Below are 17,720 nucleotides of genomic sequence, written 5' to 3'. Positions count from 1 at the left end.
GCGAGGTAAACTCGCTCCTACCACAGCATCAGCACTGACCAGCGTGGTCGGAGGTGGTTTACCCACCGAGCTGTTGGGCTCCCCAAACAAAGAGAGTAAAACATCCTAGTTCGTAGCGAGCCAGGGCCTTATTAAAGATCGCGAGGTGAACTCGCTCCTACCACCGCATCAGTACTGAGCTGCATGGTCGGAGGTGGTTTACCCGCCGAGCTATTAGGCTTCCCAAACAAAAAGAATAAAACATCCTTCTTCGTAGCGAGCCTGGGCCCAATTAAAGGTCGATTAACAGCATTCATCCATGATTCTAATCGACATTAGTACATCCATGTACGTCAAACCCGTTGCAGAGATGCGACGGGTCTTTTGCTGTTTGGGGTTTAGAAAAGCTCGCAAAATCAACACATCGCGAGATAAACTCGCTCCTACCACAGCATCAGCACTGAGCTGCATTAACGTAGCGGTTTTTTGTTTTTCCGATTTATAGCTCAGCATAGCGACACACAACATTTATACCAATCAGCTTAAATATCTGAGCTAATATAGGTTATGTAAAATCACCGGTTAAACAACGTTGAAGCCAAACCTATCAGAACAGCTTTTAGCACTTTCTCGAAAAGTACAAAGCGCTCGAAAACGCATGCGATGACTTGCGGTGTCATTATTTTATGAGGGTAATAGCAGAACCGATACTGCTAAGTGCCTTAATACCAATTCGTTTAATGACGTGATCTATTTTGAGGCGAGAAAAGCTTGTTGATAACACCGCTACTACACCCTACTCACACTAAGGTGCCGGCGTCCATGTCGGCAAGGGCAAAAATCTTACTATTTAGTTGCTCTAAATAAGAAATTTTTAACGGCGTTAATATAATATTTCATCCTTCAAATTGGTTGTAAGATTAATACTGTTGGTATTAACTGCTCTTTGCATTCTCCCTGTCTAGGGAATGTTCCTGTTACTATGAGCCGTCAGCGATCACTCTTATCTCCCGTTGCCTGTTCATAGAATTATGTGATGTAGCCCCTCGCGATGGAAGCCTATTAAAAGTAGCCAATGGTGCATTTCCTAGTGCGATCTCTACCTCAAAGTGAAATGCCTTAGGATTTTCTGGAGCATAATTCTCTTTAGAGAAGAAAAAGCAAGGATCACCACCAACACCCCAGCGGACACCCTTTTTCAAAATATATGAAGCACCTGGAATATTCTGCCACTGCCGCCCTGGTTGCCTGTATTGATAGCGCTGACGGATATCAATGGTTCTTCCCATAGTGAGTGGGCGTCTTACAATATAATCAGGGTTAAATGTTGAGTGATCGTCAGTTACGGAGGCGCTCTGAGAACCATTTGGAGGCATAAAAAAGCTTTGGGGTACCCTACTTAATAATTGGTTAAAAGGAGGATCATAAGCCCTAGCAGTAGGATACCATACATGCTCTCTAGTTAGGCAGTGTGTAAAAGTGTTTACATCGCCGTTGGTACTGTCAAATGTGAATTGATGCTTAAAAATATACCGTGCATTATCAATCCTTATCATACCATGGGTGGGATCTCGAAATTGGTACCATTGTAATTCAAAATCATGAAAAGCCATATTGTAATTCGTTGGGCGAGCGAAGCTATCTATATTTAATGCGTTGCCTAAGTATACTAATGCAGTTTGATATTTTAGAAGTTTATCCACTGGCAAAGCGTGAATTTCCCCCTCTATATTTTCGGCCGTCCGATTATTGATATTTCGATTATTTGGGCTATTTTGCGCATTACCACCTAGCAATAGAATGATATTGTTAAGTGAGGAGGCACTCTGGCGAAAACCATCATTGGCGTTTCCAATGTGGTTCATAAAGTTACGCATAGAGACAATTGGCATAGTAAACTTTCCGTATTGTGTTCAATTCAATGGTGTATTTTTTTTACTTTTAGTTAAAATATAGTTTACTTGAATAGAAAGCCAGAAAATATTTACATTGAAAATATCTTGATAGTGTATCTTGAGTAGAAGCTCAGAGTACTCGATACCAAATTGGAGTTGGTTGCTCCGAGCTTTAGTGATTTATTCTTTCAAAGGCAAAACGATGGTGAATTGACAGCCTTCATTAAGTGCGCTTGCTACACTGATCCGTCCTTTTAGTATTTTGATCAGCTCACTGGTAATAGCGAGACCAAGGCCTGCATTATGTTTACGATTACTATTACTATTTTTGGCTTGAAAACTCGCATCAAAGATATGTTGTAGGTCTGACGCACTGATACCAATACCTGTATCATTTACTTTGATATATGCATAACCCTCACACTCTTCTAGTACTAAACTAATTTCTCCACCAGCTTCAGTGTGTCTAATGGCGTTATCTATTAAGTTTGACAGCACTCTATCTAGTTTTCCTATGTCACTGACAATCACCAAAGTACTTTGAGGTGGGGATACGACTATCTGTAATTGGTTGGCTTCAGCCCTTAACTTGAATTTTGCTGCGACGTCATACATTAACTCCAGCAGGTTAAAGGGCTCAACATGGAGTTTGGTATGTCCGGCTTCTAAGTGAGCTAGCTCAAAAATTTGTGCGATAAGATGATTCAGTTGATTTATATTTTTGCTGGCAATTTCGATGTGTGGAACGATATTTTTGTCACTCGTTTGTTTTTCTATTAGTTCTATGTAACCTTTCAGTGAAGCAAGTGGTGTGCGAAGATCGTGGCTTAGTTGGGAAAGTAACTCTCTACGTTGTTCATCTTTGAGGTTAAGTGTTGCTAATTGCTGCTGAATTTTATCCAGCATAGCATTGACGCTGCGACCTAGCTGATGTATCTCATCATGCTCCTCGGGCCAGTTTATTTGCGCATCTTGACTTATATTAAACTGGTTTTGACTGACTTGGTCTATATATTGAGTCAATCTAGACACTGGTTTGGTGATTTTATTTAGCAGCAACAGAACGACAATCAGTAGAAAGAATAAAGTGCCGAGTAACCAGCTAACCCCAAGCATTACTTTATCTGAATTTTTTAGTTGCTCAATAATGCTATCGTATTTTGAGGAGCCAATTATGATATATAGATAACCCTGTAAAATGTCTTGATTAAATACGGGAGCAACAGAGAAAATTTTACTGCCATTCACACTTCTCGGATCATCACCAAATACAGGAAGTTGGCTATTGCTTTTTAGGAGCCTTTGTAACGGGGTAATGTCAATATACTGGCGTTTAACCTCTCCTGGAGTTGCAGAGTAAGTTAGTAGCTTCCCTTCAGGGGAGACGAAATAAAACTCGAATGAAGGACCCAAGATCATCAAGGTGTGAAACAAATTACTCAAGCCATCATAGTCATACACTCCCTTTTTTATCAGAGGATTATCGTCAACAAGATGGGTTGCGAGTGCAAGATGTAATTGTTGCTCTGCTTGAGATTTAGAAACTTGAGATAGCGCTTGAGTCCACCACACAAAAATTGCTGCGATGACGACGAAAGTGACAAATAAGGTAAGTGCAAGCTTTTTGTAAAGTGAGAGCTTCATAGGCTTTGTCCGCTAAGAGAGGCTGAATTTAATTTATAACCAACACCCCATACTGTTTCTATCACCGTATTATTTGAAATCGCTTCAAGCTTAGCCCTCAGACGATTAATATGGGAATTAACGGTATGCTCGTAACCTGAGTGTTGGTAGCCCCATACTGATTCTAATAGCTGAGTTCGTGAAAATACGTGATTTGGGTGTTTAGCAAAAAACTGCAGCAGCTCAAACTCGGTTGCGGTGAGGTCTAACCTAACATTAGCCAACGAAATTTCATGACAACAGGCATCTATAATGAGGTTCCCAACTTCAATTTTATCACTGGGGGAGTCTGCACTTTCGGTTTGAATTGGCTGCTTAAGTTGTCTGACATGGCGTAGCTGCGCTTTTACTCTCGCTTGCAATTCTCTGGTATTGAAAGGCTTACATATATAGTCATCTGCACCGACTTCCAGCCCGATGATCCTATCGACCTCGCTACTTTTCGAGGTGACGATGATTATACTACTCATAGGGTAAAGCGCCTTAAGCTCTCGACAGAGGGTTAGTCCATCCATATTGGGTAGCATTAAATCCAGTAAAATCACGGCAAAATCGTTTGCTTTAGCAACCGTTAATACTTGGCTGCCGTCGGCAACATGCGTTACCGCTAAAGCTAACTCCTCTAAATGCACTTGGAGCAATCTCGCTATGTCTAGGTCATCTTCAACTAGCAACACGTTTTCTAACATAAATAGCCCTTTATGAAAGCGCAAACGCCTATGGCAGGCGTTTGCGCATAGGCTATTTAACTCTCTCGATAGTGACTGCAAGCAGTGGGTTATCAAATTTATGGATACTAGTGAGCGTTGAACTTTGGAGTCCATCATCACTACCAACCACACCACTGTGCATCGATACTACATTGTGATTATCGTTGCGCTCTGCGTTAAAGCCTTCACCACTATCTGCTGGACCAGGTATGGTTCCCACGGCTTCGCTATTCAGCTCAGTGCCAGCATCGTAAGCAATCGTTCGATACATTTGTATCTCGCCTACGGCCAGTGCAGAGACGTCTATAGCATTTAGACCGGAGAATCCATCATTGGTATTCACCATCATGGTTAATAGCGATAATTTTAGCTCAGAAAGGTCTGTAGTTTTGATGGAGAGGTTAGTTTCTGCACCGGGGCCCAAAGGTCCATCCGTTGAGACGGATGCTAGTGTCATCTCGTCGGCTATGACGTCATTGTTATTTCCCCCCTCTGCAAGTTGTTCTAAAGCTTCACTTGCAGGCATGCCAACAGTAAAGTAATGGCCAGACTGATGAAGCAACACTGCAATTGGTGACATTGGCTGTGCATATGTAAGGTTCGTGATGTTGATGGCAAACTCATACTCAACTGGTTCTGGCTCAACCGGAGGCTCTGGCATCACCATATTATTGTCATTGTCTCCACATGCACTGAGCAGGAGCGCAGACAAGGCAATTAATGCTAATTTCGCTTTCATAGCTCCCCCTTATTTTACGGTTATTGTTACTTTAGCTACGGGATTTAACCAACGGTGCACGGTGTTATGCAGATCGCTATTACCGCCGACTTGCTCGTCGTCACCTACGTTGCCTCTGTGAATATGGACCATGGTGTTTTCTTCACTTGCTGTGACGCCAGCACCTTGAGTTCCAGGAGCCGCACCTGGCGATGCTGGGATCCCTAAAATACCGGGTGCACCAGAGCCTTCGACAACCAGTTCATTATTCGCTTCAGTACCCGCATCATATGCATTAAGGTAAACTTCATAGGTGCCGGCAGCGCTTGGAATAGGCCAAGCATTTAATCCTACAAATCCATCATTGGTAGGAAGTAGCATCGCCACAATTGAAAGGTGCGTATTTCCTTCACTAGTGGCTATCATGGTCATTGTAGAACTTGCGGGTGCAAGTAGCCCCTCAGCTGGGTTTGCGACCATGTTGGCGTTTGAGCTTTCGAGGATTTGCCCTAAAGCTGAAATGTCTCCGCCTTCGGCCATGGCTTGCAATGCTTCGGAAGCTTGCTCACCAAGTTTAAAAAGAGCGGTATCTTGATTATGAGCAGCCACCAGTAAAGGCGTATAGTAAATACCGTGAGTGAGGTTAGTGATTTTTACTTCAAGGTCTTGTGCCAGCGCAGCGCTTGATAAACACGTTGCGACTAGGGTGGTCAGGATTTTTGCTTTCATGATGTACTCTTCTTATTAGGGTTAACAGTCTCCTTATCATGGCCGCAAGATATTGAGATAGGCTCACGGAGTTATCACGTTTTTATCACAAAAGCGTAGAATACTTATCACATGGCTCAGATCAGCAGAGCTTAGGGTAACTTGAAATACGCCGGAACGGTTCTAATCGGTCGAGAACTATCAATTCGTTCTGCAAGGTAGGGATAATGAGGAGTAAAAAACTCCTCATTACTAGAGAGGCGGGTTAGGGCTTATCGAAATAACTGAGGTTGACGCCAAACACACTATTGGCATCAGCAAGCGTTACTTTGTCTTTGGTGTTTGGTGAAAAGTTAGGATCGATATATTCCATAATCATTTCATTAGCAATTTTCCGATAGGCGATTTGTATTGCTTCTGACGAACTACAGCCTTGATCCGTTTCAAAGACTTCGCTTAGTGGCGCTAAACCAAACCCTTTTTGTAGCGCTAAATCTGTCGAACGTAACGCGCCTTCAACCCAGCCCTGATAATCAGAGTAAGCTTCACCGCAGGTAAACAGATTTGGCAACGGCTCCACTAAATCTTCGATAACGTCTTTATCATTCGCACCAATTGCCCATTGATGTACACCAAAACCAAATTGAAGATTTTCAGGCACATTGAAATTTACATTCCCTTCCCAAACTCGAGCGCTCGTGAGGGTGGGTTGTGGGACATAGTGCGTATTAAAAATGTCTTTAAAGAATTGTGTCGCTTGTCGTACAACCGCTTCCGAGGCTGGAAATATATCACTGGGAATAGATTCAACGAGTTCCGACTCACGAGGGTGATGATAAAGCTCACCTTTATTTTGCAGTGCACTCCAAAAATTAATATTCAAATAATCACAGTAAATAGTCAATGCGGCTGGGCGACTGTATTTAGCGGCTTCTATCCCTTCGAGTTTGTGTTGGGTTTCTGAGTTAGGCTCGGCATGACGCTCGTTATACATAAGCGCGGCTGCGAGTTCATCATCTAAAGCATAAAAGGGATAAACAGAACCTGTTGGTAAATCGGCAAAGTTAGGTCCAAAGCTCACCGCAGGGCGGCCTGTTATGCCGGTTCCCCACCATGCAGTGTCGTAGTATAAATTAATCTTCAGGAGCGGTTGGTTGCTTGTGCTTTGCAATGTATCCCATAACGCATCGCGCCGCTGCTTTGGTAGTTGTTTGAATACATCTGACGCTATGAACAACTTTTCAAGCGCGAGCCTTGGCAGCCCTAAAATAAGCTTTTCGGCTTTAAATGTTCCTTCGCTTATCTGTCCGTCTTGCTCGGTTTTGGTGTACTTAAGTACATATAGATTGTCTGCTTTATCAAAGGCGATGCTGTCGATGCTCGTTTGCAGGTAAATCTTCTCTTTACCTATTTTATCCACCAGCGCGTTTGGCAGGGTGCTAAAGCCATCTTTAAAGGTTCTAAATTCGACATCTGCAGGAAAGTCTTCCAAAAGCTGATAGGCAACCCCCGCATTCATTTTCGATAAGAAGGTGCCATTAAAGCCCAAAACACGATACAGCATGGTGATACATTCTTGGCTATAACCCATATCAGTGAGTAAATCCCACAAAGACCAATTATATAGCGGTTCACCTTGCCATTGACATTGCAGACGGAAATCCTGCCAAAACTCTGGACCGCGAACCTCTGGCCTTGAATCAAACTGTGGATTCACTTGCAAGATTCGATTAAAAACAACATTAATAATGTCTTTGGGGTTAACACCTTGCTCGTTTGGGTCGAGGTTATAAAGTGCTGACCAAATATGATAGTCGTCTTGTTCGGCATCGTTTACCGAAAAGCTGGTACCGCGAAAGTAGAGCCGGTTATTGCCGCCGCTATTCATAGGGAAAGGGACTATCTGATCTTCTAGGCCCAATCTAAGAAAGAGGGCCATTAGGTCATCCATACCCTCAAATAGAAACCGCATACCACCTTGTTCTTCTTTGACTGTAATGGTGCTGTCAGGCTTTGCTCCTGCGCGGTTATCTCTGAAATGGATAAGATCTGAGTCTAATCTTCCACCTGTGCGGTTGCTGCGCTCAAAAATGGCGAAGTCATCAACGTCTGTTTCGTACTGTAATCGCCAAGCGCTATACAAACCAGACATACCAGCCCCTATCACTGCGACCTTCACTGCGTCTGGAATGGGTTTTTGACTAATGTCTGTACCTATTTTGTAGTGAGTCATGTGAGTTCCTTAGTCGACTATGTCTCACACTTTTGATGCTGACTGCTTTTATACCAGTTGGTATTACTTCCTAGCTCGCTAAGTGATCTATAACGTATCTATGCACTCCAACCTGTTGAGTGCACTTTCCAAAAGTTTGTTGCAGCAAGCCAAGTATTGCCTTCTCAGCTTGATGCAAAACCCAGATATTACTTTAGTACACTGGTTAAGTTTGTGTTAATTTTTGAGGCAGGTTTTGCCAAGTGTTTGTCTAAAAAGTGCGAATGGCATGAATTTAATAAGCTTTTATTCTTGGCTGAACACTAATTTGAGAGATGGAACATATTTGTTCCATACCGACTAAGTTATTTAGTGTTCAATGAGTTTAGCCAACAATGATATGGGGTAAGAAACGGCTAAGATCTTGTGTGATCAGGCTTTTATCTTCACGAACACCAATTCCAACCGCTTTGTCACCGACAATCCATGAGCCGATGAGCGTATTGAAGCCCGCAAATTTGGGTAAAGGCGAGTAAGCTTGATAAATATAACCTTCTTCGCCATATCCACCAGCAGACTGTGCAAGCAGTTGTTGATCTTTTCGGATCTCAATATTCGCGCCTTCACGAGAAAATAGCGGCTTCTTCACATAGCCGGACTCGCTGTTTGCAATTTTATGCTTGTCCTGTTCAAAGTATGCCGGTAACAGATTTGGGTGATTGGGAAAGGTTTGCCATAGCAAAGGTAAGATTGCTTTATTAGATAAAATCGCTTTCCAAGCAGGCTCTAGCCATTGCACTTTTGCTTTTGATAACTGCTCACTATATTCATCTTGAAACATAAATTCCCACGGGTATAGCTTAAACATCCATTGAATTTTTGAATCATCAAGGTCGACAAAGTGTTGGCCATGAAATCCGATATCTTCGATAAAAACTTGTTTCGTTTTGAGTCCAGCTTCCATCGCGCAGCTGCGCATATATTGAATGGTGCCCAAGTCCTCAATGCTTTCTTTGCAGCAAGAAAAGTGTAGGGGAGCACCACGGTGGAATTTATGCAGTTGATAAAAGCGCTCTATTAGCGCTTCTTGTAGGCCATTAAATTGATCCGCATTACGAGGCAGTTTACCGGCTTTCACTTGTTCTTCAAGCCATAGCCACTGCCAATAACCTGTTTCGAATAAGCTGGTGGGCGTGTCATAATTGGCCTCCAGCAGCTTGGCTGGTGACTTACCACCGTAACTAAAATCAAAACGACCATAGAGTGCTTGGTCTCGACGACGCCATGAGCGAGTCACTAATTCCCATTGCGACTCAGGAATAGCAAACTGTTGCAGAAGTGACTCATCATTACACACTAGATCGACAAGGTGTAAGAGCATTTGGTGGAGTTCATCACTTGGGTCTTCCAAGTCTTGCTCAATTTGTTTTAACGTAAATTGATAATATGCACTTTCGTCCCAATACTTTTCACCATACATAGTATGAAATTCAAAGCCGTGAGCTTTTGCTTGTTCACGCCAGTGTGGGCGTTCATCAATAGAAATTCTTAACATAAGGATAAAATCGATCCGTCTAATATCAATTGCATAGATATTAAGTAAACTACAGAAGACTCAATAAAAAGCCGAGTGAACCTCGGCTTATCTTTTATCAAGCTAAGGTTGGCTTAGCTGCCCCAACTGCCACCGCTACTACGAGTAGCACTACGACCAAATCCACCGCGACTACGTGATACGGAGCTGGCACGCGGCTTGTAATTGATGGTCGAGCTTTTGACCGACGTTGTACCAGAAGATTTTGCAGATGCGACAAACCCGTTTTGCGCATTTCGATAGCTAAAGAAGTCATCACGAGAGCGATACAGCGGTTTTGCGCCAGAATAGTAAGTGCCGCCTAAGTAAGCTGCCTTTTTCTTCTTGCGCTTTTTCATCATGTCTAAGCCTTCATCGACGGCCTCTGCAAGCGCAGCAACCATAAAGCCCGCCATAATTGGACGCCAGATCCCACCAACTGAATGCTCACAACGGTCAAAGCCAAAGTCGCTCTCGCACAACTGCTCAGAGGCATATTTGGGGGCTTCTTGACGGTGGCTGTCGAGTGCTTGTTGATATTGAAACTGGCATGCTTCTTCTTCAATACCGAATGATGTACATTCATCAACGTCTTTAAAAAGTAAGGCTGATTCGTCACTATCACCACACGCGGTCAACCCTCCTGTGGCGCCCATTAATAAAGTCAATTTTATTGTTCTACTCCTTTTCATCTTGACTCCTTAATAGGTCATGCATGCGGCATTCAAAATTCCGGTCGCAAGCGAGGCACCACCTAAGAACAGACCTGCACTGATATGATTGTTTTCGATTTTCTCAGATAACTTTGGCATATACAGTCTTACCATGAAGAAGGTAATTAATTGCATGATTCCTGCAATAATTCCCCAAACGGCAAAATCAATAAGTGATACTGCGTTTATAGCGGCACTGGCGATAGGCAAGACAAAACCAATTAAGGTACCGCAAAACGCAGCTGCGGCAGCAGGATTGTTTTCTTTGACGAGTTTCCACTCACAATAAGGCGTAACTTTGGAGTAGATAAATAAAAAGGCTAAGGTAAGTAAGTAGGCAAGGCCGAAATAGGAAATAAAAGGGACAAATCCTTGTAAAGAATCCAAAATCATAATTTTCTCTTTGTTATTGAATCGAACTTGAAGTCCGATAGATATTAATCATCATCGTAGGTGAGCTGCTCCAGCTCGCGATGTAGTATATCATCATCTCCAAGGTTAAGTTCAATAAGGCGCTTTAAATGCGTCACACTATCGAGGTCGATTTGGCGGCAATGTACGCCTAGGTGACCCTCTTCAACATGACGAACTTCTATCTCCATCGTAATTTGGATATCACTACCTGGTAGATAAAAGTTTAAACTTGCTGGGTCGTTTTTGAGTGGCACATAGCCATCGGGTAGGGTAAGCAACGCCCCATTGAGCGATAAATCCAATATTTCACAGCTAAAATCACCGCTTGAGGCCATAAACTGTGCCTCGTTTGAAAAAATAACTCTGGAAAAACGTCGACGTTCTTTCATTACTGATCCTAATAGTCCGTATAGGTAAATAATAGCTTATATCATTGTGCTCGCTACTAAAAATGACAATAAATTACGCCGGTTGGGAGGGAGTGGTAGTATTCGCTATTGACCTTGATCGTACTAGATAAATAAAGTAAAGCAGGTATTAAAAAACAAAAGAGGCTCCTAACGAGGAGCCTCAGATTATCATCGTCGATAGACTAATGTTTTGATTGTTAGCCAATCTTCTTATATTTGATACGTTTAGGCTCTGCCGCCTCAGCGCCAAAGGTCTTCTTCAGCCACTCTTCGTATTCGGTGTAGTTGCCGTCAAAGAAATTGATTTGGCCTTCATCACGGTAATCTAGAATGTGCGTCGCGATACGGTCTAGGAACCAACGGTCGTGCGAGATACACATAACGCAGCCCGGGAATTCCAAAATCGCATTTTCTAGCGCTCGTAACGTTTCAACGTCTAGATCGTTGGTTGGTTCATCCAGCAACAGTACGTTACCGCCTGCTTTTAGCAGTTTAGCTAAGTGCAGACGATTACGCTCACCACCGGAAAGCTCTTTTACAAACTTTTGTTGGTCATTGCCCTTAAAGTTAAAGCGGCCAACATAGGCGCGGCTCGGTACTTCAAAGTTGCCAATTTTAAGAATGTCTTGGCCGTTAGAGATCTCTTGGAATACGGTGTTATTACCGTCCATGTCATCACGGAACTGCTCAACTGTGGCGATTTCCACTGTTTCACCAATAGTGATGTTACCACTATCTGGCTGCTCTTGACCGCTTAGCATTCTAAACAGCGTTGATTTACCCGCGCCGTTTGCACCGATGATCCCAACAATTGCACCTTTAGGTACGTTGAAGTTCAAATCGTCAATCAACAATCTGTCACCGAAGCTCTTACGTAAGTTGCTCACTTCAATCACTTGGTCGCCTAAGCGAGGACCAGGTGGAATGAATAGCTCGTTGGTTTCGTTACGCTTTTGATAGTCGTTTTGCTGAAGCTCGGTAAACTGCGCCATACGTGCTTTAGATTTAGCTTGGCGACCTTTCGGATTTGAGCGCACCCACTCAAGTTCTTTTTCAATCGACTTCTGGCGTGCTTTCTCTGACTTTTCTTCTTGCTTCAAGCGCGCATCTTTTTGCTCAAGCCATGAAGAATAGTTACCTTCCCACGGAATGCCATGGCCACGGTCAAGCTCTAAAATCCAGCCTGCTACATTATCTAGGAAGTAGCGGTCGTGGGTGATCGCCACCACGGTGCCCTCGTAGTCATGAAGGAATCGCTCTAACCACGCAACTGACTCGGCATCTAAGTGGTTAGTTGGTTCGTCAAGAAGCAACATATCTGGTTTTTCAAGCAATAGGCGACAGATAGCAACACGGCGCCTTTCACCACCAGAGAGATGCTCAATTTTTGCGTCCCATTCTGGTAAACGAAGTGCGTCGGCAGCGCGCTCAAGCGCATTATCTAGGTTATGACCGTCATGTGCTTGGATAATAGCTTCTAATTCGCCTTGCTCTTTAGCTAGGGCATCAAAGTCAGCGTCTTCCATTGCGTACTCTGCGTACACTTCGTCTAATCGATTCAGGGCGCGCTTAACTTCGCCAACCGCTTCTTCAATCGTTTCACGAACGGTTTTGCTTTCATCTAATACTGGTTCCTGCGGTAGGTAACCAATCTTAGTACCTGGTTGCGGACGTGCCTCGCCCTCGAATTCATTATCCACACCCGCCATAATGCGAAGTAAGGTCGACTTACCTGCACCATTAAGACCTAAAACACCAATTTTAGCGCCCGGGAAAAAGCATAAAGAAATGTCTTTTAGAATAGTGCGCTTAGGTGGCACAACTTTGCTCACCCGCGACATGGTATAAATATATTGAGCCATGAGTTTCCAATCTCTCTTTTAAGTTAGATGTATTTTAGAGAAAGCCTTCCAGTGCTGCAATGTTGATAGTTCAGAACGAGGAAAAAACAATGTTCAAGCCAGTGTTGGTTAACCATTGTAATTTTTTATTTACCATTTAATAAGTTAAATAATTGAACTGTTTATTTATCCAGTATTAAATTGTAAGTGTATCATTGATAGGTCATTTTTGACCTGTTTCTAATCCGAGAAATCGCTATTATATCACTACGCTGAAGAAAGTTATCAGATGAAAATGTTAACGATAGGCGGTGGGTTTTTACCGGAACTAAAAACTTGATGGCAAGGATGAACGACAACGTCGTTTTCGCTTTTCTGCGATCTCCATTCAGCTAAGCAGAACAAATTTTCACTAGTCGTGTTTATTTTTTAAGGTAAGGAGAACAATGACACTTATAAACACAGCCACATCCAGACTGGTGGGTCAAAGCAAACCAGCTCCAACCGGAGCCGAAATTCTTCGTGTTGCGCGAAAGCTTCGAGGTTACACGCAAGCCGAATCAGCTGCTCATTATGGTATTGAGGAGCGTACGTTAAGGCGATGGGAAAATAGGGAATATAGCCCACGCTGGAATGATGTTATTGGCCTAGTTGAAGATGTGTACTTACTCGATATTTTAGAAGTGATAGGAAAAATCCATGACCAACAAGCAAGTGACGATTAAACAGGTACGTACTGCCCTTAAGCGCTGGGGTAAATTTTGGTGTAGTAAAGAGCTAGGTAAGGGCTTTAGCCGTCAAGCTGCAACTGAAGCTATTGGTAGTTCATCAAGCCAATACGTCAGTGCAGAGCAGATGCATGTGCCAGATGAAATCGCTCAACTTACTGCATCAATTGAGTTACTTAGACCAGAATGTAAGCGTGCAATCCGAGCTAAATACATGATGCATAACAAGGTGGTCGATGCAGCAAAAACATTGGGTTTTGACAGCAAGCGTTCAATGGAGTTTTGGTTATTGAAAGCTGAGCAAAGCTTGATGGTTAATATGTCGACACATTAGCAACAATAAAGGGGAATTGTATGTCCGTAATGAATACAGTAGAGCAACTCAAAAAACATGAGGGGTTTCGCCAATTTCCTTACCTTTGTACCGCGGGAAAGCTGACTATTGGCTATGGTCGAAATCTCGATGATAAGGGGATTGATGAAGAAGAAGCAGAATCACTACTTGCGAGCGATGTAGAAAATGCCAAAGCGGCGGTGGCGCGCAGGATTGCAACCCAACACTGCAACGATGCACGGATGGCGGTGCTGGTAAATATGGCATTTAACTTAGGGATCACAGGGTTACTTAACTTTAGTCGAATGTTACAAGCGGTCGAAAAAGGTGATTTTGATACCGCTGCACTGGAAATGTTAGATAGCCGATGGGCAAGACAAGTGCCTAATCGCGCCCAAGAGCTTGCTCAACAGATGATCTCTGGGGAATGGCAATCATGAGTCTATTAGGTAGCCTATTTTCTGCAAAAACAGTGGCTCCGATAGAAGCAATTGGCAATATTCTTGATGAATTGTTTACCAGTGAAGAAGAAGTACTTAAGCAAGAGCATTTAAAGGCGAGACTGATAGCAAAGCATGCATTAGTACAAGCGCAGATCAATCAAGTTCAAGCAGCGCATCGCAGTGTGTTTGTTGCGGGGGCGAGGCCTTTTTTGATGTGGGTGTGTGGTTTTGGCTTTTTGTTTTCGTTCGTGGTTAATCCAATTCTACAATGGTTAATGCCTGAACATGGTACGCCTGAGTTGCCGCTTGATGTGATGTTAGAGCTTACGCTTGCCATGTTAGGGCTTGCAGGGCTTAGAACCGTTGAGAAAGTAAAAGGGGTCAGCAAGTGAATCATCCTGAACAATGGCAAATGAAAAAAGAGTTTAATTTGGCCCACATTCTCACCACCATTGCGCTGTTGGTGTCTGGTGTTATTTACCTTGGCGACTTAGATAAAAGGATCACCACTAACTCCCAAGCGCTTGACCACCTCAAGCAAATTCGCCAAGAAGACCAAAAGCGCATCGAAAAGCGCTTAGATTCTATAGATAAAAAATTAGATACGTTGCTCGGTGCCCGCAGAGTGGGTTCGTAGCGCCGCTATTATCGGCCGTATTGGCTTTCTTTATCCAACCCCATTTAAAAGGAGAGTAGCATGAATAATGCTATCGATTTGACGCGCCTATCTGCACCTGATGTGTTGGAGACAGTCAGCTATGAAGCTATTTATCAGGAATTAGAAGCGCAATTGCAACAGCAGTTTCCAGATTATCCATTTCTTCCCTCTGATCCAGCAATAAAGCTGATGGAGCTTTTTGCTTATCGCGAGGTATTACTGAGACAGCGTGTGAATGACGCCGCACAATCTGTGATGGTGGCATATGCCACGGGCAGTGACTTGGATCATTTGGGTGTTTTGTTCGGTGTGGCGCGAGAAGGAGCGGAATCGGATGAACGCTATCGTTTACGGATCCCACTTTCTCTTGAAAGTCATTCAATGGGAGGCACGTCTGGTGCTTATCAGTACCACGCGTTTACCGCTTCTGCAAAAGTGAAAGACGTATTTGTTGAATCAACGTTGCCGGGTATTGTTGAAGTCCATGTGTTACCAGTTGCTGATGTGGTGACTTTGGAAGATAAAGAAGCACTTAGAACAGAGGTGTTACGTTACCTCAATGACGAAGATGTTAGACCGCTTACGGACCTTGTACGCGTGCATTTGGTAGAGCCAACGGCCTACAGGATTGAAGCCGATATTTACTTTAATGCAGGTATTAATACGGAGCAGGTTAAAGTGTCCATCCATCGTGCAATTGAAAACTTTATTCAATCGCATTACTTGCTCGGGAAAGAAGTACCTAGCTCGGGGCTTATTGATGCTTTGCATCAAGGAGGAGTAAGAAAAGTGAAGCTTCGCTCGATGCATGACGACCTCTCACCAAGTGCTAAAAATGCAGCTTACTGTCGTGATGTGCAATTACATTTTCCAACGGAGTAAGGTGATCTATGACAAGTTATCATAAATTACTGCCACCTGGCACATCACCGCTGGTTCGCACCGTTGCCGAGCTAGTCGAAGACTTACCGAGTAAGCTTGAGGTAACACCAACTATCCCAGAATATGTGGGCAAGCAATGGCACCCAGAGACCTGCCCTGAGGCTTTATTACCTTGGCTTGCATGGTCTTTATCAGTAGATGAGTGGGATGAAAGCTGGCCGGTAGATACCAAACGGGCATTTATCGCCAATTCGGTCAAAGTGCATAAGCACAAAGGCACGGTTGGCTCAGTAAAGCGAGCATTGGCAGCGCTGGGGGTAAGTGTTGAGTTTTTTGAATGGTTTCAAGAAATTGATGATATAGCACTGGCGCCTTATCAATCAAAGCAGCCGCATACCTTTATGTTTATCGCGTGGGCGAATGAAATTCCGTATACCAGTGACGCTGTGATCTTAAGTCCGGAGCTTTACCAAGCCGTTAAAGATGTTACCGATAGTACTAAACCAAAACGTGCCCATTTCGACTTTTTAGTCGGTGCCAAAATGAGCCTAAAACTGCAAACGGCCTCTATTGCCAGTGGCTTGCAGGTTGCGAGAAAGTCAGCGCAAACTGAGGCCGTAAAAGCACCCGCTGCCACCGTATCAGCGGCATTTGCATTGGCAAGCAATAAACAAATCGCAGCGACAGGCCGGTATATGAAAAGCCAGCATGTGAATGCGTATTTACAAAGCTCTGCGCGAGTAGGGCTTCACTTAAATAATCGCCGTCATGTAGTAAGCCGAATTTATTTAACCAATGAGCAAAGACTGCCTGCCGCCAAGTTTGACTTTACGACGGAACTTGCGAGCACTTTGCACTTTAATAACCGTCGTTTTCAAGTGGCTAGATTCTACTGCCACACTTATACCAATTTGTCTTAATATTTGCTCAATTTGAAGGAGTAAATCTGATGCTAACGGCGTTAAAAATTTCTCATTTAGAACAACTAAATAGCAAAATTTTCGTCTGGTTATCGACAAGATTTTCTCGCCTCAAAATAGCTCACTTAATTAAGCAAATTGGTATTAATCATCGCAGCAATTTAGCCTACAACCGCTATTGGAATAGCGAATAAACACTTCAATTGATGTCATCAGCGTTTACCCAGCGGTAGTACCTATTGGTATAAAACCCATTGCTGTCATTTCATATCAATGTGCTTAATAAACCAACTTATTAAATGAGTTGTGTATTGATGCGGGTTGATATCACTCAACAAAAGGAGACAGGTGCTGTGAGCACGATTTTACGGCCGACCATCACCACCGCGGGTTTGGAAGCAGTATTTAACGCCCAAAAAAATGGCTTTCAAGCGAAGATCAGCAAGGTAGGGCTTGGTACTGGCAATTATACGCCAGATCAAGGCCGCCGCCAGCTACAACAAGAAGTCCACCGCATTATGGTGGCAAGTGGCGAAGATAAGGGGAATGCCCAAATCCATATGAGTGTGATTGATGATACCGATCACAACTTTTGGGTCAATGAAGTGGGCTTTTATATCGAAAGCGAAGCAAATGGCCAAACACAAGAGGTGCTATTTGCGGTGTATTCTTCACCAGATAGACCTATTGCTTATAAATCGGCGGAAGTCGATTTACTTCTTGCTTTTGATTTGGTGCTAACGGGCGTGCCTGCCGACGCCGTTACCATCGTCGATAACGGCGTTAATCTAAATATTCTTATCGCCCCTGAACTTGCCAAGCTAGGCGCTGCGCAAATTAACAATATGACTCGTCATCTTAAACAGAAGTTTGAGTTGATGGACAAAGGAATTTTATAG

Annotated in this window: 20 protein-coding genes; 8 read left to right on the top strand and 12 right to left on the bottom strand. The window is 43.4% G+C overall.

All coding sequences use genetic code 11. The features are described 5' to 3' along the window. Positions 1-282: 282 nt before the first annotated feature. From DRB05_RS17410 to ettA, 12 genes are all read right to left on the bottom strand, one after another. Positions 283-492: a hypothetical protein gene (locus DRB05_RS17410; protein ID WP_128728048.1), complete on the bottom strand. Its 210-nt coding sequence runs from the start codon at positions 490-492 to the stop codon at positions 283-285. Between the two features lie 467 nt (positions 493-959). Beyond that, positions 960-1,871 carry a hypothetical protein gene (locus DRB05_RS17405; protein ID WP_128728047.1) on the bottom strand — a complete coding sequence of 304 codons (912 nt, stop codon included), beginning with the start codon at positions 1,869-1,871 and terminating at the stop codon, positions 960-962. A gap of 183 nt (positions 1,872-2,054) precedes the next feature. Next, entirely contained in the window at positions 2,055-3,518 is a 1,464-nt protein-coding gene (locus DRB05_RS17400; protein WP_128728046.1) for a HAMP domain-containing sensor histidine kinase, read from the bottom strand. Next, positions 3,515-4,246: a response regulator transcription factor gene (locus DRB05_RS17395; RefSeq protein ID WP_128728045.1), complete on the bottom strand. Its 732-nt coding sequence runs from the start codon at positions 4,244-4,246 to the stop codon at positions 3,515-3,517. The genes DRB05_RS17400 and DRB05_RS17395 overlap by 4 nt, the downstream gene beginning before the upstream one ends. A gap of 52 nt (positions 4,247-4,298) precedes the next feature. Beyond that, positions 4,299-5,006 carry a spondin domain-containing protein gene (locus tag DRB05_RS17390; protein ID WP_128728044.1) on the bottom strand — a complete coding sequence of 236 codons (708 nt, stop codon included), beginning with the start codon at positions 5,004-5,006 and terminating at the stop codon, positions 4,299-4,301. A gap of 9 nt (positions 5,007-5,015) precedes the next feature. Beyond that, entirely contained in the window at positions 5,016-5,714 is a 699-nt protein-coding gene (locus tag DRB05_RS17385) for a spondin domain-containing protein (protein WP_128728043.1), read from the bottom strand. A 244-nt stretch (positions 5,715-5,958) separates the two neighbouring features. After that, the gene (locus DRB05_RS17380; RefSeq protein WP_128728042.1) at positions 5,959-7,926 is read right to left on the bottom strand and encodes an FAD-dependent L-amino acid oxidase; all 1,968 of its coding nucleotides are present in this window, start codon (positions 7,924-7,926) and stop codon (positions 5,959-5,961) included. A 364-nt stretch (positions 7,927-8,290) separates the two neighbouring features. Beyond that, entirely contained in the window at positions 8,291-9,460 is a 1,170-nt protein-coding gene (locus DRB05_RS17375) for a glutathionylspermidine synthase family protein (protein WP_128728041.1), read from the bottom strand. A 113-nt stretch (positions 9,461-9,573) separates the two neighbouring features. After that, positions 9,574-10,170, bottom strand: a complete 597-nt coding sequence (locus tag DRB05_RS17370; RefSeq protein WP_128728040.1) for a DUF1190 domain-containing protein — start codon at positions 10,168-10,170, stop codon at positions 9,574-9,576. Between the two features lie 9 nt (positions 10,171-10,179). Beyond that, a complete protein-coding gene (locus tag DRB05_RS17365; protein ID WP_128728039.1) occupies positions 10,180-10,584 on the bottom strand; it encodes a DUF350 domain-containing protein in 405 nt (134 codons plus the stop codon). Positions 10,585-10,628: 44 nt separating this feature from the next. Beyond that, the gene (locus DRB05_RS17360; RefSeq protein WP_128728038.1) at positions 10,629-10,994 is read right to left on the bottom strand and encodes a PilZ domain-containing protein; all 366 of its coding nucleotides are present in this window, start codon (positions 10,992-10,994) and stop codon (positions 10,629-10,631) included. A gap of 218 nt (positions 10,995-11,212) precedes the next feature. Then, a complete protein-coding gene (gene ettA / locus DRB05_RS17355; RefSeq protein ID WP_010604458.1) occupies positions 11,213-12,877 on the bottom strand; it encodes an energy-dependent translational throttle protein EttA in 1,665 nt (554 codons plus the stop codon). A gap of 425 nt (positions 12,878-13,302) precedes the next feature. On the opposite strand from ettA, the gene DRB05_RS17350 reads away from it, so the two are divergent. The 8 genes from DRB05_RS17350 to DRB05_RS17315 all read left to right on the top strand — a co-directional run bounded on the left by DRB05_RS17350 (position 13,303) and on the right by DRB05_RS17315 (position 17,720). After that, on the top strand, positions 13,303-13,581 hold the full coding sequence (locus tag DRB05_RS17350; protein ID WP_128728037.1) for a helix-turn-helix transcriptional regulator: 279 nt from the start codon (positions 13,303-13,305) through the stop codon (positions 13,579-13,581). Continuing rightward, the gene (locus DRB05_RS17345; protein ID WP_010378324.1) at positions 13,556-13,918 is read left to right on the top strand and encodes a hypothetical protein; all 363 of its coding nucleotides are present in this window, start codon (positions 13,556-13,558) and stop codon (positions 13,916-13,918) included. Before DRB05_RS17350 ends, DRB05_RS17345 begins: the two co-directional genes overlap by 26 nt. A gap of 20 nt (positions 13,919-13,938) precedes the next feature. Then, positions 13,939-14,358, top strand: coding sequence for a glycoside hydrolase family protein (locus DRB05_RS17340; RefSeq protein WP_017218911.1), 420 nt, complete (start codon positions 13,939-13,941; stop codon positions 14,356-14,358). After that, the gene (locus tag DRB05_RS17335; RefSeq protein WP_128728036.1) at positions 14,346-14,753 is read left to right on the top strand and encodes a 3TM-type holin; all 408 of its coding nucleotides are present in this window, start codon (positions 14,346-14,348) and stop codon (positions 14,751-14,753) included. Before DRB05_RS17340 ends, DRB05_RS17335 begins: the two co-directional genes overlap by 13 nt. Then, positions 14,750-14,998, top strand: a complete 249-nt coding sequence (locus DRB05_RS17330) for a hypothetical protein (protein WP_099031760.1) — start codon at positions 14,750-14,752, stop codon at positions 14,996-14,998. Before DRB05_RS17335 ends, DRB05_RS17330 begins: the two co-directional genes overlap by 4 nt. Before the next feature lie 60 nt (positions 14,999-15,058). After that, entirely contained in the window at positions 15,059-15,901 is an 843-nt protein-coding gene (locus DRB05_RS17325; RefSeq protein ID WP_128728035.1) for a baseplate J/gp47 family protein, read from the top strand. Between the two features lie 8 nt (positions 15,902-15,909). Further along, positions 15,910-16,821: a phage tail protein I gene (locus DRB05_RS17320; protein ID WP_128728034.1), complete on the top strand. Its 912-nt coding sequence runs from the start codon at positions 15,910-15,912 to the stop codon at positions 16,819-16,821. Positions 16,822-17,174: 353 nt separating this feature from the next. Next, positions 17,175-17,720 carry a phage tail protein gene (locus tag DRB05_RS17315; protein ID WP_019647288.1) on the top strand — a complete coding sequence of 182 codons (546 nt, stop codon included), beginning with the start codon at positions 17,175-17,177 and terminating at the stop codon, positions 17,718-17,720.

This window comes from Pseudoalteromonas sp. A757 (assembly GCF_004103285.1).
Taxonomy (GTDB): domain Bacteria; phylum Pseudomonadota; class Gammaproteobacteria; order Enterobacterales; family Alteromonadaceae; genus Pseudoalteromonas; species Pseudoalteromonas galatheae.
This window is presented reverse-complemented; position numbering and strand designations above follow the sequence as displayed.